This is a genomic window from Rheinheimera salexigens (genome assembly GCF_001752395.1).
GTDB classification, from domain to species: domain Bacteria; phylum Pseudomonadota; class Gammaproteobacteria; order Enterobacterales; family Alteromonadaceae; genus Alishewanella; species Alishewanella salexigens.
Genome location: NZ_MKEK01000001.1, coordinates 490,480 through 510,487, shown reverse-complemented (window position 1 = coordinate 510,487; position 20,008 = coordinate 490,480). Strand labels below are relative to the sequence as shown.

Annotated in this window: 19 protein-coding genes; 10 read left to right on the top strand and 9 right to left on the bottom strand. The window is 43.1% G+C overall.

Features of this window, described 5'->3' with window-relative positions; translation table 11 throughout:
• Positions 1-86: 86 nt before the first annotated feature.
• Positions 87-983: a hypothetical protein gene (locus BI198_RS02570; protein ID WP_070048146.1), complete on the top strand. Its 897-nt coding sequence runs from the start codon at positions 87-89 to the stop codon at positions 981-983.
• Here BI198_RS02570 and BI198_RS02565 read toward each other — a convergent pair.
• Positions 952-2,631, bottom strand: coding sequence for a methyl-accepting chemotaxis protein (locus tag BI198_RS02565; protein WP_070048145.1), 1,680 nt, complete (start codon positions 2,629-2,631; stop codon positions 952-954). The genes BI198_RS02570 and BI198_RS02565 overlap by 32 nt on opposite strands.
• Before the next feature lie 321 nt (positions 2,632-2,952).
• On the bottom strand, positions 2,953-4,632 hold the full coding sequence (locus BI198_RS02560) for a methyl-accepting chemotaxis protein (RefSeq protein WP_070050580.1): 1,680 nt from the start codon (positions 4,630-4,632) through the stop codon (positions 2,953-2,955).
• A 240-nt stretch (positions 4,633-4,872) separates the two neighbouring features.
• Here BI198_RS02560 and BI198_RS02555 point away from each other — a divergent pair, with 240 nt between their 5' ends.
• The 6 genes from BI198_RS02555 to BI198_RS02530 all read left to right on the top strand — a co-directional run bounded on the left by BI198_RS02555 (position 4,873) and on the right by BI198_RS02530 (position 10,705).
• Entirely contained in the window at positions 4,873-6,099 is a 1,227-nt protein-coding gene (locus BI198_RS02555; protein ID WP_074467401.1) for a threonine/serine exporter family protein, read from the top strand.
• Positions 6,100-6,354: 255 nt separating this feature from the next.
• On the top strand, positions 6,355-7,152 hold the full coding sequence (locus BI198_RS02550) for a MipA/OmpV family protein (protein WP_141728828.1): 798 nt from the start codon (positions 6,355-6,357) through the stop codon (positions 7,150-7,152).
• On the top strand, positions 7,152-7,526 hold the full coding sequence (locus BI198_RS02545; protein ID WP_070048143.1) for a DUF3019 domain-containing protein: 375 nt from the start codon (positions 7,152-7,154) through the stop codon (positions 7,524-7,526). Before BI198_RS02550 ends, BI198_RS02545 begins: the two co-directional genes overlap by 1 nt.
• The gene (locus tag BI198_RS02540) at positions 7,526-8,218 is read left to right on the top strand and encodes a winged helix-turn-helix domain-containing protein (protein ID WP_070048142.1); all 693 of its coding nucleotides are present in this window, start codon (positions 7,526-7,528) and stop codon (positions 8,216-8,218) included. Before BI198_RS02545 ends, BI198_RS02540 begins: the two co-directional genes overlap by 1 nt.
• Before the next feature lie 9 nt (positions 8,219-8,227).
• Positions 8,228-9,454, top strand: coding sequence for an ATP-binding protein (locus BI198_RS02535; RefSeq protein ID WP_070048141.1), 1,227 nt, complete (start codon positions 8,228-8,230; stop codon positions 9,452-9,454).
• A 72-nt stretch (positions 9,455-9,526) separates the two neighbouring features.
• On the top strand, positions 9,527-10,705 hold the full coding sequence (locus BI198_RS02530; protein ID WP_070048140.1) for a multidrug effflux MFS transporter: 1,179 nt from the start codon (positions 9,527-9,529) through the stop codon (positions 10,703-10,705).
• 16 nt (positions 10,706-10,721) lie between these two features.
• Here BI198_RS02530 and BI198_RS16025 read toward each other — a convergent pair whose 3' ends face one another.
• Positions 10,722-10,877 carry a hypothetical protein gene (locus BI198_RS16025; protein WP_201243383.1) on the bottom strand — a complete coding sequence of 52 codons (156 nt, stop codon included), beginning with the start codon at positions 10,875-10,877 and terminating at the stop codon, positions 10,722-10,724.
• Positions 10,878-11,016: 139 nt separating this feature from the next.
• Between BI198_RS16025 and pyrC the strand changes: the two genes are divergently transcribed.
• Positions 11,017-12,051 (top strand): dihydroorotase, encoded by a 1,035-nt coding sequence (pyrC, locus tag BI198_RS02525; RefSeq protein WP_070048139.1) that lies wholly within the window; start codon positions 11,017-11,019, stop codon positions 12,049-12,051.
• Positions 12,052-12,066: 15 nt separating this feature from the next.
• Here pyrC and BI198_RS02520 read toward each other — a convergent pair whose 3' ends face one another.
• On the bottom strand, positions 12,067-13,569 hold the full coding sequence (locus BI198_RS02520; protein ID WP_070048138.1) for a YifB family Mg chelatase-like AAA ATPase: 1,503 nt from the start codon (positions 13,567-13,569) through the stop codon (positions 12,067-12,069).
• Positions 13,570-13,634: 65 nt separating this feature from the next.
• The gene (locus tag BI198_RS02515; protein ID WP_070048137.1) at positions 13,635-14,213 is read right to left on the bottom strand and encodes an SRPBCC family protein; all 579 of its coding nucleotides are present in this window, start codon (positions 14,211-14,213) and stop codon (positions 13,635-13,637) included.
• Positions 14,214-14,406: 193 nt separating this feature from the next.
• Here BI198_RS02515 and BI198_RS02510 point away from each other — a divergent pair, with 193 nt between their 5' ends.
• The gene (locus BI198_RS02510) at positions 14,407-17,610 is read left to right on the top strand and encodes a DEAD/DEAH box helicase (RefSeq protein ID WP_070050576.1); all 3,204 of its coding nucleotides are present in this window, start codon (positions 14,407-14,409) and stop codon (positions 17,608-17,610) included.
• Positions 17,611-17,706: 96 nt separating this feature from the next.
• Positions 17,707-18,468 (top strand): endonuclease, encoded by a 762-nt coding sequence (locus BI198_RS02505; protein WP_070048136.1) that lies wholly within the window; start codon positions 17,707-17,709, stop codon positions 18,466-18,468.
• A gap of 42 nt (positions 18,469-18,510) precedes the next feature.
• Here BI198_RS02505 and BI198_RS02500 read toward each other — a convergent pair whose 3' ends face one another.
• The 4 genes from BI198_RS02500 to BI198_RS02485 form a co-directional block, all read right to left on the bottom strand.
• Positions 18,511-19,047, bottom strand: a complete 537-nt coding sequence (locus BI198_RS02500; protein ID WP_070048135.1) for a phosphatase PAP2 family protein — start codon at positions 19,045-19,047, stop codon at positions 18,511-18,513.
• A 90-nt stretch (positions 19,048-19,137) separates the two neighbouring features.
• On the bottom strand, positions 19,138-19,548 hold the full coding sequence (locus BI198_RS02495; protein WP_235605202.1) for a TM2 domain-containing protein: 411 nt from the start codon (positions 19,546-19,548) through the stop codon (positions 19,138-19,140).
• Positions 19,523-19,780, bottom strand: coding sequence for a membrane protein insertion efficiency factor YidD (gene yidD / locus BI198_RS02490; protein WP_070048134.1), 258 nt, complete (start codon positions 19,778-19,780; stop codon positions 19,523-19,525). Before yidD ends, BI198_RS02495 begins: the two co-directional genes overlap by 26 nt.
• 1 nt (position 19,781) lies before the next feature.
• Complete coding sequence (locus BI198_RS02485; protein WP_070048133.1) at positions 19,782-20,000, bottom strand: DUF4177 domain-containing protein; 219 nt, start codon at positions 19,998-20,000, stop codon at positions 19,782-19,784.
• Positions 20,001-20,008 lie beyond the last annotated feature (8 nt).

The window sequence follows — 20,008 nt, the reverse complement described above, 5'->3', positions numbered from 1 at the left end:
GACGTAATTCTGCTTTAACTGTTGCTGCTAGTCGGTAATACTGCCATAAGTTATATTATGTCTAACTTAGTATGTCGGAGAGCCAGATGAAAGCATTGTTTAATCGTATCGCTAAAACTCGTGGCCAGCGCATACTATTATTACTCATGGTTTTAGCTTTATTAACTACAGCTATATACAGCGGCTTTTTGCAACAACGCATCGTTAATCCTTTATTGGCTCCGCTAGATAATAAAGCTCACATTGCGCTAAAACAGAGCTTAGTGTTAAGCAGTGCCTCTTTTGCCACCGCGCGCTTAATCGATCGTGGCATTGCTTTTGTTTCAGAGGCCGAAGTGGGCGTTGGGGTAGCCAGTATTAAACCTGGCCAATTACTTAAACCGCTACAAGATATGGCGGTGCGCTATTCCGACTTAATGGTGGTCGCCATGACCTCGGTTGGCATGCAATTATTTCTTTTAGAATTTGGTAAAGTTGCCGCCTTACCCTTATTTGCTAGCGGTATCGTCGTCATGCTGTTAGCGTTATTGCTCGGGCCCCGTGCTTGGCAACAAAGCTCATTGTTTTTACTGCGAACCTTTGTCGCATTACTGGTCGTTATCCGCATTGGCATTCCGCTAGCGGCTTTTGGTGTGGCATCGTTATCCGATTGGGTATTAGAGCCACAGCGTATCGAGGCGCAAGCAGCGTTAAGTGGGGCGACGGCAACACTGAATACTGAACCTGCTTTGCCAACTGAAGATGGCGGCACGTTAAGCTGGTTAAAGTCTAGTGCTAATAGCGCTAATGAAGTATTTAATGCGGTCAAACATTTTACTGATGGTATGGTCGAAAACTTAGTACAACTTATTGTCGTCTATACCCTACAAACGCTAGTCTTTCCGTTGTTATCATTATGGCTGCTGTGGCATTTAGGCCGTTGGTTTGTCCAACGGCCTTATTTACAGCCGACTAAACCCGAAACGCCTGCACCAGCGCACTAAGACGTTGCTCTAAGCTGGCGAGTTCACGGGTAGATTGGGCTAAGGCCGCCGCATTATCAGCTGCCTGATCTGCCAAGCCAGCAATATCATGAATACTGCGGCTAATATCGGCAGACACCGCAGTTTGCTCTTCTGCTGCCGTAGCAATTTGTATATTCATTTGGGTAATAGTGCTTACCGATTGGGTAATCGTTTGTAGCGATGCACTGGCTTTACCGGCTTGCTCAATGGTTTGTATTGATTGCTGCCGGCCCCGTTGCATAACAACGACCGCTTCTTTAGTACCTTGCTGAAACTTATCAATCATCTTTTGAATTTCATTAGTACTTTGCTGGGTACGGGTGGCTAAGGTGCGCACTTCATCGGCTACGACCGCAAAACCTCGGCCTTGCTCACCGGCTCGCGCGGCTTCAATCGCCGCGTTTAAGGCTAATAAGTTAGTTTGTTCAGCAATACCGCGGATCACGTTAACCACAGTACCAATTTGTTCCGCATCTACCCCAAGTTGCTCTAATTTATCACCGGCATGGTTTACATCTTCGGCCAGTTTATTAATCGAGCTAATGGTTTGAGCCACACTTTGTTGACCACCACTGGCTTCTTTATCGGCTTCCTGGGCTGCACTAGCGGCAAGCCCTGCACTGGTGGCTACTTCCTGCACTGCTGTCGACATTTCGTACACAGCCGCAGCAACTTGAATTGTTTCTGATTTTTGGGTATTAGCATCTTGATCGGTACGACGCACAATATTTTCAATATGGGCAGTTGAGTCACTTAATGCCAGTACCGCTTGTTTCACTTCGCTAACGAGTTGCTGGATTTTCTGCGCAAAAGCGTTAAAACCCTGAGCCACTTCGCCCACTTCATCTTTACTATTAGCGCTTAAACGCTGAGTAAGATCACCCTCACCTTGGCCAATATTTTTTAGCGCGGCTGATGTTTGCTGTAACGGCTGCACCATTATCCTAACCACAAATAATGTCAGTAGGACGATGATAATTAGTAATACAATAGCGCCAAATAAAATCATTATTTGAGTACTATAAATACGCTGGCTTATTTCTGTTTGTTTAACTAATACGCCGCGCTCAATATCATCAATATAAAAGCCACTACCTAGCATCCATTGGTTTTTGAATAAAGGTAAAGCGTAACTTAGCTTTGGTGTTAAACCGCCTCGTGTTTTTTCATCCCACATATAGGAAACAAAACCACCACCTTGCTGAGCTGCGGTTAACAATTGCCGAATAACATAAACGCCATTTGGATCTTGCAGTTGACTTAAATCTTTACCTTCTAAGCTAGCATTGGAACCATGAACTAAATTGATACCGTTTAAATCATAAATAAACATATAACCGTCATCAGAAAAGCGCATCGCCCGCAATACGGCTTTCGCTGCAGAAATTTGCTGCTCCGTCGGTGTAGTTTGATTTAAATACGGTGCAACTGCACTGGCCGCAATTTGCACATGACTGGTTAAAGCTGCTTGCTTTTCTTGCAGCATATCACTTCGAAACTGATCAATTTCTTGCTGCCCCATGCTGCGCATTTCAGTATAAATCAGTATCATTAACAGCATAACAACAGTGATAATTGGCATGATAACCAATAGTAATATTTTATTTTTCAAACTCAAATTGGCCATAGTTCATTTCCAGTAGCAACAGCAAGGTTATGCTATAAACAGCATAGTTGGGGCAACAGCATAAAACTACTTGAGCGTAATTTGATTAGTGCTTTTGTTAGTATCGGCTGCTTAACTGTATTATCCAGTTAAAACAGTATAAAAAATACTATCCTAGTCTAAATCGCTATATTTTATATTATTGACACTTTATGAGCTTTAGAAACGAACTTGAGGTATTGGTTGGTGTTAACCGATGCTAGCTGGTCTAATCGTTATTTTATTTATACTTGCTGTGGTATTAAGGCCGTTGGTTTGGACAACGGCCTTATCTGCGGCCAACTAAACCCGAAACGCCTGCACCAGCGCACTAAGCCGTTGCTCTAAGCTGGCGAGTTCACGGGTAGATTGGGCTAAGGTTTCCGCATTAACGGCAGCCTGATCTGCCAAGCCAGCAATATCATGAATACTGCGACTAATATCGGCAGACACCGCAGTTTGCTGCTCTGCTGCCGTAGCAATTTGCATATTCATCTGGGTAATCGTGCTTACCGATTGGGTAATGGTTTGTAATGATGCGCTGGCTTTACCGGCTTGCTCAATAGTTTGTATTGATTGCTGCCTGCCCCGTTGCATAACAATGACCGCTTCTTTAGTACCTTGCTGAAACTTATCAATCATCTTTTGAATTTCATTAGTACTTTGCTGGGTACGGGTGGCTAAAGTGCGTACTTCATCGGCTACGACCGCAAAACCTCGGCCTTGCTCACCAGCTCGCGCGGCTTCAATCGCTGCGTTTAAGGCTAATAAGTTGGTTTGTTCAGCAATACCGCGGATCACATTAACCACAGTACCAATTTGTTCCGCATCTATCCTAAGTTGCTCTAACTTATCACTGGCATGATTAACATCATCGGCCAATTTATTAATAGAGCTAATGGTTTGGGCCACACTTTGTTGGCCACCACTGGCTTCTTTATCGGCATCTTGTGCTGCACTAGCGGCAAGCCCTGCACTGGTGGCTACTTCCTGCACTGCTGTCGACATTTCATACACCGCGGCGGCAACTTGAGTTGTTTCTGACTTTTGGGTATTCGCATCTTGATCGGTACGACGCACAATATTTTCAATACTGGCGGTAGAATCACTTAAAGCCAATACTGCTTGTTTCACTTCGCTAACAAGTTGCTGGATCATTTGCGCAAAAGCGTTAAAACCCTGGGCAACTTCGCCCACTTCATCATTACTATTAGCACTTAAACGCTGAGTAAGATCGCCCTCACCTTGGCCAATACTTTTTAGTGCTGCTGATGTTTGCTGTAATGGTTGTACCATTAACCTAACCACAAATAATGTTAATAGCACGACCATAATCAGTAAGACGATAGCGCCAAATAAAATCATTAATTGAGTACTATAAATTCGTTGGCTTATTTCTGCTTCTTTCACCACTACCCGTTGTTCAATATCTTCGATATAAAAGCCGCTACCTATCACCCATTGCTTATTAAATAACGCTGTAGCATAGCTTAACTTAGGGGTAAGGCCGCCACGGGACTTTTCATCCCACATATAAGAAACAAAACCACCACCTTTTTTTGCTGCAGAAATAAATTCTCGTACTATATAAACACCGTTGGGATCTTGCAGTTGGCCTAAATTTTTTCCTTCCAAGCTGGGGTTAGTACCGTGGACCAAAGTGTTGGCATTTAAATCATAAACAAACATATAACCATCATCTGCAAAGCGCATAGCCCGTAATACTGCTCTAGCCGCTGCAATTTGCTCCGATGAGGGTGCAGTTTGAGTTAAAAAAGGCGCTACGCCACTGATCGCAATTTGAACATGGCTAATCAACGCCGTTTGCTTTTCTTGCAGCATATCAGTTCTAAACTGGGCTATTTCTTCCTGCCCCATGCTGCGCATTTCACTATACACCAACAACATTAACAGCATAACAACGCTGATAATGGGCAGAATAACTAACAATAATATTTTATTCTTTAAACTTAAAGTAGGCATATAACAATTCCATTGCAACAGCATTATGCTGCTTAGATAACAGCATATTACAGCCATAAAAACAATGCCTTAATGGAGAACACAGTTCTAAAGTATTAATTTGCTAATGTCATTTAGCTGCATTATGTAGTGATAAATAGTATAATAAATGTAAATTTGATCCAGATCGTTATTTTTTCTATTGTTATTACTTTTTAGTACTACAATATCACTTTGCGACCACGCAACTGAGAAACACTATTGGATAACGCCGACTTTATTCAAAAACGTAAGTTTATTGTCAAACTTGGCAAGATGCTGCATAAGTATGGTACCCCCGCCTACCGTTTAGAAGCGCATTTAAAAGAACTCACCCAACATTTAAAACTTAAAGGCTCTTTTTTAATATCACCTACCGCCATGACCTTTGTTATCTGGAGCGAGGGCCATGATCAAGAATATACCCATGCCGAACGTGTCGATCCGGGTGGCATTGATTTAGGCTCGCTTTCTCGATCTGATGATTTAGTTGAGCAGTTACTGCGTGGCGAAGTTAGCTTACAACAAGCTGATGCCATGCTGGATATTATTCATGACCGCCCCAGCTCTTATGGTTATCTAGCCACCGCTTTTGCTATGGCATTATCAGGCGGTGCTTTTGCCATGCTAATGGCGACCAGTTGGAATGACGTTTTATGGTCGTCCTTGCTATCATTATTGGTTTATCTCTTTATGGTGTGGGCTGAGCGCTCGGTACGCATTGCCCATATGCTTGAGCCCTTAGTTGCCATGGTCGCAGCCCTTGCAGCTTGTGCAATTAGCCGTTATATAGACCCGGGTATTAATATCCGCTTAGTTGTGCTTTCGGCCATTATTGTATTTATACCCGGTTTGGCTCTCACACTGGGTTTTGCCGAGCTAGCAGCGCGGCATCTAGTCTCAGGCAATGCCCGCGTGATGGACGCGTTAATGCTGTTGTTTAAGCTATATTTTGGCGCTTTTATAGGTATTGAAATAGGCTTTAGTATTTTTGGCCAAGTTGATTTTTTAACCCCAGAGCCTATCCCGCATGTTATGGCTTGGCTGGCTATAGGTATTTTATGTTGCTCATTAATGGTACTGTTTAAAAGCCGAGGCAAGTATACGATATGGTCATTAGCATCAGGTTTTATCGCTTATGGAGTCAGTATTGTCGGCGCTAATATGTTTGATTACACTTTAGGCGCATTTTTGGGCGCTTTTGCGGTAGGTATTTATAGTAACTTATTTACACGGTTAGCCAACGCCCCAGCGGCAATTGTCGCCACCCATGGTTTAATTGTATTAGTGCCAGGCAGTAAAACCTATATCGGCTTAAACACGTTAATTTCTGGTCAAGAGTTTGTGGTCTCTACCGGTATTGGTCAGCAAACATTTTTAATTTTTATGGCTCTGGTCGCGGGTATTATTTTTGCCAACGTTGCCTTACCCCCCAGTAAAAGTTTATAGCAAATAATGTGTCTAATCGTCTTTATTTATGCTCATTACAATTAACATTAATGAGTTTTTTTGTTTTTTCTTCCTGATTTTATTGGCAACTTTACTGGGTGCAAGCGGGATATTTGTTAAACATTGTTAGCACGGCTTAAAAGTAGCCACTAATATTGCTAAACTTGTGCCGTGCTATTGGTTTAACTAAGGTCTGTCGTGCGGTATTTCGCCCTTTTATTATTATTCTGTACTATCAGTATAAGCGCTAACGAAGTGACTGATTGCGATAGCGACGATTGTGTTGATAAGTCTCAGCTAATGTTAAGCCTGACCTTAGGCTATGGCCAACGCTCTAATCCGTTATATGGCGGAGCTGAATTACCTTTAATTTTACTACCTGATGTTTATTATTATACTGAGCACTGGTTTTTTGATAACGGTAAACTGGGTGCTTCTTGGAGCTTAAACCCTGAATGGCAACTCAGTTTTATTGGCCAGCTTAATGCCGAAAAAGGCTATTTTCAAAAGTGGTTTGGCAGTAATTTCACCCCTTTTACCTACTCTAACTCCAGCTTACCTGAATCGACTGCGGTAGAAAAAGCGGCTGCAAAAACGGCCAGTATCCAGCAAGTTAGTAAAAGACCTACCGCATTTGATGCCGGGTTACAATTAGACTGGTTTAAACAAAGCTGGCATGGCCAAGCCATTATTTGGCAAGATATAAGCCATAGTTATAATGGCCAACATGCCAGTGTTAGCTTAGCTAAGCAGTGGCAGCATACTACTGGTTGGTGGCAATTTACCGGCCGTTTGTTATGGAAAAGTGCCAAACTAATGGATACTTATTATGGTATTAACCATGATGAAGTTTTTAATATTCAGCATTATCACGCTAAGGCGAGTTTACAACCGGAGATAAGTTTGCAATGGCGACAGCCATTAACTAATCGCGCTACACTGGTTGGGTTCTTTCGTTATTTATATCTGGATGATGCCATGACCAATAGCCCACTGACACGTTCAGATCATATAACAACATGGTTTTTCGGTGTTAATTACCGGTTCTACTAATGCATGGACTTTTATTGGTAATGGCCCTTGCTACGGCAAGTACAGCCCCTGAGCAATGCAATGCAGGCGTTTGTTGGCGCGTTAGCCCCATTACCTGTATCACTGAGCATATAGAGCAATCGTGTCAATCGACACTTACTGTGCAATGGCACAGTGCTACAACCCAATCTTTATGCGTGGCTATTGCTGGGCAAACTTTACATTGTTGGCAGCCAACTACCGCTGGCGTTTGGCAGCATAATATTCCTTGGCAAAATACCACTTTGTCACTGCAAACAGATACAACGACGATAATTTTACAAACTGAACTGCAAGTGCTTAGTCGACAGCCGATTAAACCACGGCGGTTAAATGGTCCATGGAGCATTTTTTAATGACAAAAATCCTGCTAGTCGAAGACGATAATCGTCTCGCCTCTTTGGTGCAAAGCTTTTTAACCCAGCATGGTTTTGAAGTGCAATGCCAAGCAAGAGGCGATGCCGTTGCTGAACACTGCCGCCAGTTTCAACCCGACGCTATTGTACTAGACTTAATGCTACCCGGCTTAGATGGCTTTGGTGTTTGTCGACAAATTAGGCCATGGTATAAAGGCCCAGTGTTAATTTTAACCGCTAAGCAAAGCGATATTGATCAAGTGTTAGGCTTAGAACTCGGTGCCGATGATTATGTTATCAAGCCAGTAGAACCTCGAGTGTTAGTGGCAAGAATTAATGCTCTGCTGCGCCGCGGTCATGTTAATCAACCTTCCGCTCAACAAGAGTTATTGTTTGGTCAACTACTATTAAAGCAGCGCGCCCGTGAAGTTTGGTTAAATCAGCAAAGAGTTGAACTCACTAGTTATGAGTTCGATTTACTGTGGATGTTAGCCCAACATGCCGGACAAACTTTAAATCGTGATGCTATCCATCAACAAATAATTGGCCGTGAATATGATGGTTTAGATCGTACAGTAGATGTGCGCATTTCCCATTTACGTCGTAAACTTGGCGATAATGCCGAAACCCCGTTTCGGATTAAAACCGTATGGGGAAAAGGCTATTTATTTGTAGCTGACGCATGGCAGTAACAGACTAATATGCAACGATTATTTTGGCATTTTTATGTTTTTATCTTCTTAGTCTTGCTCGGCAGTGGCTGGGCGGTAGAGCAATTGTGGCAGCAATGGCAACCTAGCCAAGTCCCCGCTTGGCTGCCAAGTTACGAAAAACAGCTAACACACACGCTAAGTCAGCCCAGTGCGAGCTGGCCACAACATATCGACTTAGCTATCAGCCCTTTAGATATTGATAGCATCAATTGGCTGCCAACAGAACATCAACAATTACAACAAGGCAAGATTATAAAGCTATTTCAAGCTGATGCCGTGTATTTTTATTATTTACAGCAACAACAATTATGGCGCATTGGGCCATTACCTTTAACCCAAGAAGATAGTTCAACATCTTGGTTTACCTTATTATTCTTTATATTATTAGCCATAGCCCTCGCTTTATGGCTATGGCCAATAGCACGCGACATCCGTAAATTACAACAAGGCTTACAACGTTTTGATCAGCACAGCAAAACCAATTTAATCCTGCCAAAACACAGTGTAATTGCACCGATAAGCCATAGTGTTCAGCAACTAACCGAGCAAATTCGTAACTTGTTAAACTTACAGCGTGAAATGACCCAAGCCGTATCGCATGAATTACGCACACCAATAGCACGGTTAAATTTTGCGCTGGAAATGGCCCATCAACTGCCTGAAGATGAGCGTAAAATGATGTTGCAAGATGTGCGAGAATTACAACAATTAGTGGATGAGATTCTTGATTATGCCCGGCTAGAAACAGCAGAGTCACCGCTAAATTATCAGCATATAAATTTAACCGAGCTGATGACAAATCTACAAGAGAAGCTTAGCCCATTACCGGGTGCAGCAATTAGTATGCGATTGGCCGATGATGCCATGATGTACGGTGATGGCCACTACATAGAGCGGGCTCTTCAGAACATTATTATTAATGCTAAACGTTATGCTAATCAGCAAATCACATTAACTCTGCAGCCCATAGCACAAGGTTGGCAAATTATTATTGAGGATGATGGTCCGGGTATTCCTGCTTCATTACGCCAGCAAGTATTAGAGCCATTTTATCGCCAAGAGACTAGCCGCAATAAACAAGGTGGCGGCTTTGGTTTAGGCTTAGCAATTGTCCATCGTATTATGCAATGGCATAACGGCCAAATTAGCATTAGCGATTCAACGCTCGGTGGTGCTTGCTTTACCTTAACCTTAGTTCAGCGTAAATCAGAATAATAAACATTAGCATTGGGCGTATTGCGTTAAAACACGTATCATGGCGCACGCTGTTTTTAGGAGCCTGTTATTATGTCTAAACCACCCGCTAATTGGATCATCTTTTTATTAGCGGCTATCGTTGCGACTACGCCGTTAGCTATTGATATGTACTTGCCTGCTATGCCGATAATGGCTGAGCAACTTAACACCACTATTGGTATGGTTCAGCAATCACTCAGTATATTTTTAGCTGCCTATGGCATCAGTATGCTTATTTGTGGTCCGCTAGCTGATAGGTTTGGTCGACGTCCGCTTGCGTTAGTGGGATTATCTGGCTTTATTGTTACCAGCGTTATTTTAAGCTTTGTTACCAGCATTGAGTGGTTTTTATTCTGGCGCGCCTTACAAGCTTTATTTGGTGCTGCAGCAACCGTTGTCGTGCCTGGCATTGTCCGTGATATTTATCAGCAACATACCGCTAAAGGTATGTCGTATGTGTCGATGATTATGATGTTAGCCCCGCTAATTGCCCCGGCTATCGGTAGTGGTATTTTATGGGTGAGCAGCTGGCAAATGATTTTTATTGTGTTAGCTATTTATGCCTTATTAATCGTCACTCTTAGTTGGCGCTTTTTACCTGAAGCCGCACCGCAACAAGAAACCACAAAAGCCCAATTTTTTGCTGGCTATAAAATAGTCTTTGGCAAAGTCAGCGCTCGGCCCAATATCGCCACCTCTATGTTCGCGTCATTTTCTTTTTTCTGTTTTTTAACCGCAGTACCTTTTGTTTATATTGAATACTTTAAGGTTAACGAGCAGCTGTTTAGTTTATTATTTGGCTTTAATGTCGCCATGCTTATGCTGGCCAATTTTGTTAATAGCCGCATGGTTACCCGACAAGGCCCGCAACGCATGTTGCGCTTTGGTTTAATGATGGCTGTAATAAGTGCCAGTGCTTTAACGGTATTTAACTTTTGGCAATATCCACTCGTCTATACAGTACTTACCATAGCGCCATTAATGGCCAGTTTAAGCCTTATAGCGACTAACGCTGATGCAATGATTATTATGGAGTTTCCAAAAAACAGTGGCACTGCAACTGCGGTTATTGGCACGTTGCGCTTTGGCAGCGGTGCCTTAGCTGGCCCGTTATTGGCTTGGTTTTACAATGGAACCGCTCTGCCATTTTCTTTATTAATGTTGGCCGGCGTCTTACTTATTGCGATAAGCCAGTTATGGCATAAAGCCAAAACGCCAACTGAAATTTAAACTACAAAAAATAGGCTTAAATTTTACAAGCACCACCACTACAGCCGTCATCATCGTCATGCAATAATGCTTCAGCGGCAGCAGCTCGGGTTATTTCCTCTTGCTGTTGTTGCACATTTTGCTCAGCACTTTCAAAATCCAAATGGTCCAGATCAAAATCTAAATCAGACATAGTTTAACTCCAATATAATAAGCGGATAAGTTTAGCAAATTAGTGCGTCGGGCTAAAGCTGATTTAAGCAATGCAGGACTTAGTTGAAGTTGTTAGAATACGTTAGCTATATTAGCCCTACCGCTTGCAGGAGTTTGCTATGACCCATTTAACGATCCTCACCCCAGATGATTGGCATTTACATTTTCGTGATGATGATATGTTGCTTGAAACTGTGCCAGCCACGGCACGCCAGTTTGCCCGCGCTATTGTTATGCCAAACTTAGTACCACCAGTAATCAATGCAACCATGGCTAATGCATATCGGCAACGTATTTTAGCTGCTCGGCCTAAAGGCAGTAACTTTGAGCCATTGCTAACCTTGTTTTTAACCGATAAAACCAGCCGTGACGATATTCAGCAAGCTAAAACTGCAGGGGTCGTTGCAGCCAAGTTATATCCTGCAGGTGCTACTACTAACTCTGCCGATGCCGTAAGCGCGTTAGAAAGCTTATATCCGGTATTTGAAGCCATGGCAGAAGCGGGCATGTTATTGCTCGTGCATGGTGAAGTGACGGATCATGATATTGATATCTTTGATCGAGAAAAAATATTTATCGACCGTTATTTGCAGCATATTGTCGCTAAGCTGCCCAGTTTAAAAGTGGTATTTGAACATATTACAACGGCAGATGCGGTTAGCTTTGTCACTGAAGCGCCAGCTAATGTTGGTGCGACTATTACGCCACAACATTTATTATTGAACCGAAATGATTTATTAGTTGGCGGTGTGCGGCCACATAACTATTGCTTGCCGGTACTTAAGCGTCGCACGCATCAAGAAGCCTTACGTGCTGCTGTCGCCTCGGCTAACCCTAAGTTTTTCTTAGGTACAGATTCAGCACCGCATGCTCAACACGCCAAAGAGTCGGCGTGTGGTTGTGCCGGTTGTTACAGTGCCCATAGCGCTATAGAGCTGTATGCCCAAGTGTTTGATGACTTAGGTTGCCTAGAGAACTTACAAGGCTTTGCCAGTCATTACGGTGCCGATTTTTATGGTTTACCGCGCAATACCAGCACCGTAACCCTAGAGAAAAAGCAATGGCAAGTGCCAAATGAAATAATTCTACCTAACGGCAAGCCGATAGTGCCATTTTTTGCTGGCAAAACCCTAAACTGGCAGCTAAAGGCTTAAGCCTTTACAGCTTACTCAACTTTTCAAATAACTCAGCAGCCGCTCTAACGCGCGGTAGCTGAGTGCTTCCATAATATGGGCTTTACTAATATCGGTTTGTAATTGTAAATCGGCAATGGTGCGCGCGACTTTTATCACTTTATGATAAGTACGAGCCGATAATTTAAATCGATGAATGGTATCCTCTAAAAATCCGGCATCCGCTTGGCTTAACGGACAATACTGTGCGATCTCTCGGCCATTTAAACGTGAGTTAGCCTTACCTTGACGTTGTAACTGAATTTCTCTTGCCGCCAATACCCGCTCACGCACGCTGGCACTGCTTTCTTCTTGGCACTCTTGGCTTAACATACCCTTGGGTAATAATGGCACTTCAATTTGTAATTCAATGCGATCAATAAAAGGCCCAGACAAGCGGTTTAAATAACGCATCACTTGCTCGGGTGAAGAGCGGCCATCTTCATGGTGTCCGGTTGGACTAGGGTTTAGTGCGGCTATTAATTGAAATTGCGCCGGAAATTCGGCCTGACGCGCAGCTCGACTAATGTGCACCTTGTTGGTTTCTAGGGGCTCGCGCAGCACATCCAATACTTTTCGCGGAAACTCCGGCAGCTCATCTAAAAATAAAATGCCGTGATGCGCTAACGAAATCTCACCCGGCCTTGGCACGGAACCGCCACCTACTAACGCCACAGCTGAACTAGTATGGTGCGGGCTACGAAAGGGCCGTTGTCGCCAATCGGTTAAATTACGGGTTATGCCGGCTATAGAATAAATAGCTGCTGTCGCTAATGCTTCCGACTCGGTTAATGGCGGCATTATACTGGGTAAGCGTTGCGCCAACATCGACTTACCGGTACCCGCTGGGCCTAACATTAATAAATTATGCTCACCGGCTGCGGTTATTTCTAACACTCGCTTAGCATGAGCTTGGCCTTTAACGTCGGCTAAGTCAGCTTGTTGCTTCGTCTCAGCAACAGGTAGTGGCGGAATTTGTGGTAAGGCTTGTTGAGCCAATAAAAAACTATGCACTTGCAATAAGTGCTCGGCACCATGCACAGTGACATTAGACACTTGCTGGGCTTGCTGAGCATTTAACATCGGTAATACAATGGCTCGCTTAGCTTCACGACAGGCAATAGCCACCGGTATTTCGCCTAATATTTGCCGAATTTCACCGGACAAAGCTAATTCACCGCAAAATTCAAAACCCAATAAACTTTTTTCGGCTAATTGGCCACTGGCCACGATAATGCCTAAAGCAATAGGTAAATCAAAACGGCCACCCTCTTTAGGTAAGTCCGCTGGGGCTAAGTTAACAGTAATTTTACGATCAGGAAAAGCAAAGCCGCTATTAACCATAGCGCTACGGACACGATCGCGAGATTCTTTTACCGAGGTTTCTGGTAAACCCACTAACTGAAATGCGGGTAAACCATTACTAATATGCACTTCTACCGTTACCAAAGGCGCGTCTAATCCATATCGCGCCCTGCTATACACCACCGCTAATGACATCCAATGTCCTGCAAACTTAAATTAACAATAACCTAATATTTAGCATATAATTAACAATTAGCAAGTTAGTGGCTTAAAGCAACTTGAGTTAGCATGACTTTTTGCACTGGTGGTGTTTCTAATATGAGTTTTAAATTATCTAAACCCTGCTGTAAATCTTCGCCAATCATGGCTTCCATATCGACAAATAACAGCATCAAATTCATTGGATAAGGCATGCTACCTTCAAAAATCCAAGTGACTTCTGTTTCATCTGGGCCAATTGCTTTGGTTAACATTTGCGCCGGCGCGGTGGCGGTAAAAGGCTCTAAGAAGCGAAGTTCGTAATCAATTCGCTGCTCTTCTACAATCGCGATAATTTCTTGCTCTCCCGTACCTACATCTGGGTGTTCACTGTGCCAAGCCGCAACAAAACCGACCGTGCCATCAATACCCCGGTAAGATTTACTCATTTCAGGGTCAATATTGGCCCAAACGCTAAAGTTATCTTGGTTAGCTAAAAATCGAATATAATCAAACACAACGGGAACGGGTTGTTTAATGATAACTTGGGTGGTGACCACATATTGGTTTTTAACAAATAATGCTGTTATTAAAGGGATAGCCAGCAATACCAGTAATGTTATTAGAATTTTTTTAATCATTATTGTTTCCTACCTTGCCACTTATGCTTAAATTTACTGTTGTATCATCAAGTTAATACTCGCTAACCATAGTCGGCTTTAGCTAATAAAACCAGTTTAAAATTGGCCATATCTAAGCATTATTTTCTGGATGGCTTTGGCTTCTAGCCAATCTGCGGTAGCATAACGCCTTTGAGGTAAAGTATTGGGTGCTATGACGGATTTATCTGCTTCGCCATTTAATCAACAACAACTGCAACAGTGGTTTGATACGGCAACGTTTCATCGCGCTCAGGCTTACCTGCAAGCAGGTAAAGTATTAAAGCTCGAGTATAACGACGATCTATCCGATATTACGGCGCAAGTATGGGGGGCGGCCTTTGCGCCCTATCGTCAATACATCAGTTTCTCGCAACAAAATGGCCAGTGGCAACTGCAAAATCGGTGTACTTGCCCAGTGGGTGCCAGTTGCAAGCATGTACTGGCCGTTTTACTTAAACTGCAGCGCGACTATCAGCATTATAAACTGCAACTACAACAGCAGCCATTACGAGCGCTAGACAATTGGTTTAGCCAAGTCGAACAAACCATGCAACCTAAGTCTGATGATAAAGACAGCATTTTATATTTGCTGTCTTATGGTCAAGCTGGGCTGCAGCTTAACCCTCGACGGGTGCGTATTAGTAAAAAAGGTGGCTATACCAAAGGCACTGCTATTGGTAAATATGATTTAGTTAGCCCTACTATGCCGCCTTGGATAGATTTGCAAGATTATCGCTTACTGTCTTATTTCCGCGCTCAGAGCCAGCATGATCTGCCGCTATTAGAAGGGGAATGGGGTTATCAGTTACTGCAGCAGTTACTGGAAACCGGACGGGTATTTTTTAGTGAGGCCAGGCACACTATTCGCTGGGGTGCCACGCAAAAAATGCAATTTCGTTGGCACAGTACTGAAGCGGGTCAGCAATTAACCTGGTCTGGTGATGACGAAAATACTAAGCTAGAAGTGGTGTACACTGAGCCGCCTTGTTATTTGAATACCAATACCTATACCTTGGGAGAACTCGATACTGATCTTAATAGCCAGCAATTGCGCTTATTAAAAAAAATCCCACCGATCCCGCAAAAAGCGTTGGCGTCCAGTATAGGTCGGCTGCAGCAGTTGTTTAATAATCAAGCCTTACCTGTGCCGATTGCCTCTGGCGTTAAACAAATTAGCACCGAGCCAAAGCCAGTACTGCAGTTAAAAATGTTAGCTTTGCAACCTAAACAACGGCGTGAACCTGTTGCCATTTTGCAGTTTAATTATGCTGATTATTTACTACCGCTAAATTTAACCCAGCCGCAAACAGAACAATTTGATGGCGAAGATAGCGTATTTATTAAGCGCAGCCGTGGCAGCGAAGTCGATGCTTTAGAGCAGTTAATTGCTTTAGATTTACAGCAAGTCGATATTGTCACCCCACCTTGGCCTGAACATAGCTGCTTTAATGCCGGCAGCGGCCCTGACAATCCGTTGTTATGGAAGCCATTATTAGAAGCATTACCACAATTAGAGCAACAAGGTTGGATCATCCAGCGTGATGAAGACTTTAATTTAGATATCCTAGTTGAAGCGCCTTATTTGCAGGTAGAAGATAGTAACAGTGGTGGTTTTTCATTAGCCGTACAAGTGGATATTGATGGCCAGCAAGTCCCGCTACTGCCTTTAATTAGCCAGTGGTTACGTCAACACGGTTTGCCTGAAGCTAATAAGCCAATTTGGCTATCATTGCCACAAGGCAAATTAGCGTTATCGCCTGAGCTAATACAGCCTTTTATCGACACTATTTTACAGTTGCTTAATCCATCTAAACCCGCATTTAGTTTAGAGCTACCCGCTTTTAAAGCCGCACTGCTGCCAGAGGAATTGGGCAAAGACTTAAAGTTTATAAATGCGCAAAGAGCACAGAAGCTAAGTCAACTGTTACATAACTTTAGTGGTATTGATGTCTGTGATGTGCCTGAAGGCTTACAAGCATCGTTAAGAGATTATCAACACCAAGGCTTAAACTGGTTAGAGTTTTTACGCCAGTATGGCTTAGGCGGAATATTAGCCGATGATATGGGGCTGGGTAAAACCCTACAAACGCTTAGTTTATTACTATTACAAAAACAACAGGGCCAATTAAAGCATCCGGCATTAATTATTTGTCCTACCAGCGTACTTGGCAACTGGTTAAACGAAGCCGCTCGCTTTACGCCGCAATTACGGGTATTGCAAGTACATGGCAATAAACGCCAAGCTTTATTTAATCAGCTAATGGATTACGATGTCATTGTGACAACTTATCCGTTAGTGGTTCGTGATCATAAGTACTATCAGTTGCAACCCTTATCAACCGTGATCTTAGATGAAGCGCAGCATATTAAAAATGCTGGCAGCCAAGCAGCAAAAGCCGTACGAATGTTGAAAGCCGATTTTAAATTAGCGTTAACAGGTACGCCGCTAGAAAATCATTTAGGTGAATTAAAGTCGATTTTTGACTTTGTTTTACCAGGGTTGCTTGGCAACGATACCCATTTTAATAAGGTTTATCGGAAACCGATAGAAAAGCATGGCGATATGGAACGCGCCCATGCCTTAAAACAACGCATAGCACCGTTTATCTTGCGCCGAACTAAAGCCCAAGTAGCAGCTGAATTGCCAGAAAAAACCGAGATTATTCAGTTATTAGAGTTAGAAGCCGACCAACGTAACTTGTATGAAAGTATCCGTTTAGTCATGGAGACTAAAGTTCGTGAATTGTTTTTACAAAAAGGCGTTGCTGCCAGTCAAATTCAATTTTTAGACGCTTTACTTAAACTGCGTCAAGCCTGTTGTGATGCACGATTGGTGCCGGTTGAACATGCCCGCTCTGTTAAAAACAACGCTAAATTACAATGGTTGCGCGATACCCTGCCAGAAATGCTAGAAGAAGGCCGTAATATTTTATTATTTAGCCAATTTGCTAGTATGCTTGCGCTGATTGAAGACGAGTTAAAAGCCTTAAAAATTAGTTACAGCAAACTAACTGGGCAAACTAAACATCGCCAACAACAAATTGATGCCTTTCAGCAAGGTGAAACCCGGGTGTTTTTAATTAGTTTAAAAGCCGGGGGCACCGGCTTAAACTTAACCGCAGCCGACACGGTTATCCATTATGATCCTTGGTGGAACCCTGCCGCTGAAGCGCAAGCGACAGATAGAGCGCATCGCATTGGCCAAAATAAATCGGTGTTTGTATACAAGCTTATTGCTAGTAATACCGTTGAGCAAAAAGTGCAACTTTTACAGCAGCATAAACAACAATTAGCCGACCAAATGTTCGCCGGCGGCAAAGGGCAACCATGGCAAGGTAAAGCAGATGATTTATTAGCCTTATTTAGTACTGATTAAGGGCTATTCATTTAGCCGTTAATCATTAAGTTTTCGTAGTTTCACTGTAGTAGCAGTTAACAATAACTCTAAAAAGAGTTTATTAGGTAGTAGTGAATGAAGTCTCGAATAGTCATACTCATTTGGCTTTGCTTTGCCAGTATGCAGCTGGTTGCCGCACCGACTAATTTTAGCCAAGCTAAAGTTATCGCCCAAACAATCTATGCCCCCTATAGCAACAGTTTTTACTGTGACTGCCCTATTCAATGGCAAGGTAAAAAAGGCTTACCCGATTTAGCCGCTTGTAATTATCAAGTACGTAAAAATGCTAATCGCGCTAATAGAATTGAATGGGAACATGTGATGCCAGCGCATCATTTTGGCCATCAGCGGCAATGCTGGCAAAACGGTGGCCGCAAAAACTGCGTCAAAACCGATGCCGTATTTAAAAATATGGAAGCTGATTTATATAACTTAAAGCCGGCAATCGGCGAAGTGAATGGCGATCGTAGTAACTATCAATTTGCCATGCTGCCAGCAACACCCGCACAACATGGATCTTGCCCGGTAAAAGTGGATTTTAAACAACGTAGCTTTGAACCTGCTCCGCCGATTCGTGGTGATATAGCGCGGATTTATTTTTATATGGCCGATAAGTATGGCTTAACGTTATCGCGCCAACAACAACAGCTATTATTAGCCTGGCATCGCCAAGATCCAGCCGATGCTAACGAGCGTGAGCTTAACCAAAAAATTGCGAGTGAAATGGGTCACGAAAACCCGTTTGTTAGCGGCATCCGTGAATGGCATTTAGGCTATAAACCGCGCGGGTATGGCTTAATCATAAAGCAGCACTTTAATCATAACAACAGCAACTAACGCAATAGCTTGACTAGCACCCTAAGGCATTTAGCTGCTGTTTTACCAACGCTTACTAATATTGAGTCCAAGCATATTGCTAGTTGCGTAAGGTTGAATGGCAAAGCCTTGATAGCGGGTAGTAAAAAAGTAGCTGCTTAAAATCCCCACAGCGGCGCCAGCCAAAACATCACGACTATCGTGCTGATCTGTTTTGACTCGGCTATAGCCAACATAAGTAGCCAAAGCATAAGCGGCGGCCCCTTGTTTCCAGCCATAACGCTGTTGAATAAAAGCCGCACCTTGAAATGCCATCGACGCATGCCCGGACGGAAACGCATCGTCATCTTCACCATTAGGTCTTTGTTTGCTAATCGCCATTTTTAAACCATAGGTCACAGCTATATTGGTCGCAAAGCCATAATAAAACTGCTTAGTACCTTCATCATCAGCGTAATACTGGCTGAGGCCCCACGCAGCGGCTGGAATAGCAATGCGCAATACATCTGCCGTCGTTTCTGTGGTACTCGCTTGCACGTTATTAGTGCTAAGCATTAACAGCAAGCTTAATAATACAGTAGTGCAGGAAAATTTAGGCATAGTTAGTCTAGGCATAGTTTGTTAATTATATTAAGTTGCAAAGGGCAGCGACTATAGCAATAAATAGCGGTTATTTTTAGCGAATAATGGCTAGGATAATATCGACTGTTGGTTAAGAATTTTCTGCATCAACTGATTATTATAATGCTGTACTATTATTTGCGAGCGAAATAAGGCCCAAAATTCAGCCGCACTGAGTAGCACTAGCAGTACGACACCGGCCAGCCAGAACGGGCTGAATAGCATAGCGATGCCTATAACCGCGACCAATAAGTTGATTAAACCGCGCAGCCAAGCGCCTAAATAAAAATGATGCGCGCCAGCAAAAAAACACCAATTTAGCACTGCGTAAGTATCGGGATCTTTAACCTGTTGTTTAAAGACAAGATAAAACTGTTGGCGTGCCGCATCAGATAAGTCTGTTACTTGTTTACGTATCTGCTCTTCTTCTGCATCAACTGCACTTTGTTTTAACCTATGAGTTAACATCTGATTTAACATTGCCAGTCCTTGGTATTACCGGATCAATACATTTATAGAAGCAATCGGGTTGACGACAAGCTTTAATCCGCCGCCAGCCCATAGTAATTCCTGTTGTCACACCATACGCTTTTATGGCATCGGCGGTATAATATGAGCAACTAGGCTCAAAATTACACTCGATACCAAACCAACGCTTGCTACCGCCACTGCGTTGGTAACACTTAATCAGCCACAACAGCAATTTGGCCATTTTACCGGCCTAAAGTAACAATCATCGCTTCCCGGCTCCAAAATAACCAAAAGCGTTTACTTTCAATTACCTGAAACACCACCTGCCAACCGGAAGCTGCTTGCGAATTTAATTCTGCTTCAACTTTTTTTAACGGCAAGCCAGACGCGCCAAGAAAAATAGTGCCACAACCGCCCTCGGCAATATGGATGACTTTATATTCTTTAAATTGTGTCGCCATAGTTTAAT

Coding starts and splice junctions, on each gene's coding strand:
- BI198_RS02570 (WP_070048146.1), top strand. CDS start 87: ATGAAAGCATTGTTTAATCGTATCGCTAAAACTCGTGGCCAGCGCATA.
- BI198_RS02565 (WP_070048145.1), bottom strand. CDS start 2,631: ATGGCCAATTTGAGTTTGAAAAATAAAATATTACTATTGGTTATCATG.
- BI198_RS02560 (WP_070050580.1), bottom strand. CDS start 4,632: ATGCCTACTTTAAGTTTAAAGAATAAAATATTATTGTTAGTTATTCTG.
- BI198_RS02545 (WP_070048143.1), top strand. CDS start 7,152: ATGCATGGACTTTTATTGGTAATGGCCCTTGCTACGGCAAGTACAGCC.
- BI198_RS02540 (WP_070048142.1), top strand. CDS start 7,526: ATGACAAAAATCCTGCTAGTCGAAGACGATAATCGTCTCGCCTCTTTG.
- BI198_RS02535 (WP_070048141.1), top strand. CDS start 8,228: ATGCAACGATTATTTTGGCATTTTTATGTTTTTATCTTCTTAGTCTTG.
- BI198_RS02530 (WP_070048140.1), top strand. CDS start 9,527: ATGTCTAAACCACCCGCTAATTGGATCATCTTTTTATTAGCGGCTATC.
- BI198_RS16025 (WP_201243383.1), bottom strand. CDS start 10,877: ATGTCTGATTTAGATTTTGATCTGGACCATTTGGATTTTGAAAGTGCT.
- pyrC (WP_070048139.1), top strand. CDS start 11,017: ATGACCCATTTAACGATCCTCACCCCAGATGATTGGCATTTACATTTT.
- BI198_RS02520 (WP_070048138.1), bottom strand. CDS start 13,569: ATGTCATTAGCGGTGGTGTATAGCAGGGCGCGATATGGATTAGACGCG.
- BI198_RS02515 (WP_070048137.1), bottom strand. CDS start 14,213: ATGATTAAAAAAATTCTAATAACATTACTGGTATTGCTGGCTATCCCT.
- BI198_RS02510 (WP_070050576.1), top strand. CDS start 14,407: ATGACGGATTTATCTGCTTCGCCATTTAATCAACAACAACTGCAACAG.
- BI198_RS02505 (WP_070048136.1), top strand. CDS start 17,707: ATGAAGTCTCGAATAGTCATACTCATTTGGCTTTGCTTTGCCAGTATG.
- BI198_RS02500 (WP_070048135.1), bottom strand. CDS start 19,047: ATGCCTAAATTTTCCTGCACTACTGTATTATTAAGCTTGCTGTTAATG.
- BI198_RS02495 (WP_235605202.1), bottom strand. CDS start 19,548: ATGTTAAATCAGATGTTAACTCATAGGTTAAAACAAAGTGCAGTTGAT.
- yidD (WP_070048134.1), bottom strand. CDS start 19,780: ATGGCCAAATTGCTGTTGTGGCTGATTAAGTGTTACCAACGCAGTGGC.
- BI198_RS02485 (WP_070048133.1), bottom strand. CDS start 20,000: ATGGCGACACAATTTAAAGAATATAAAGTCATCCATATTGCCGAGGGC.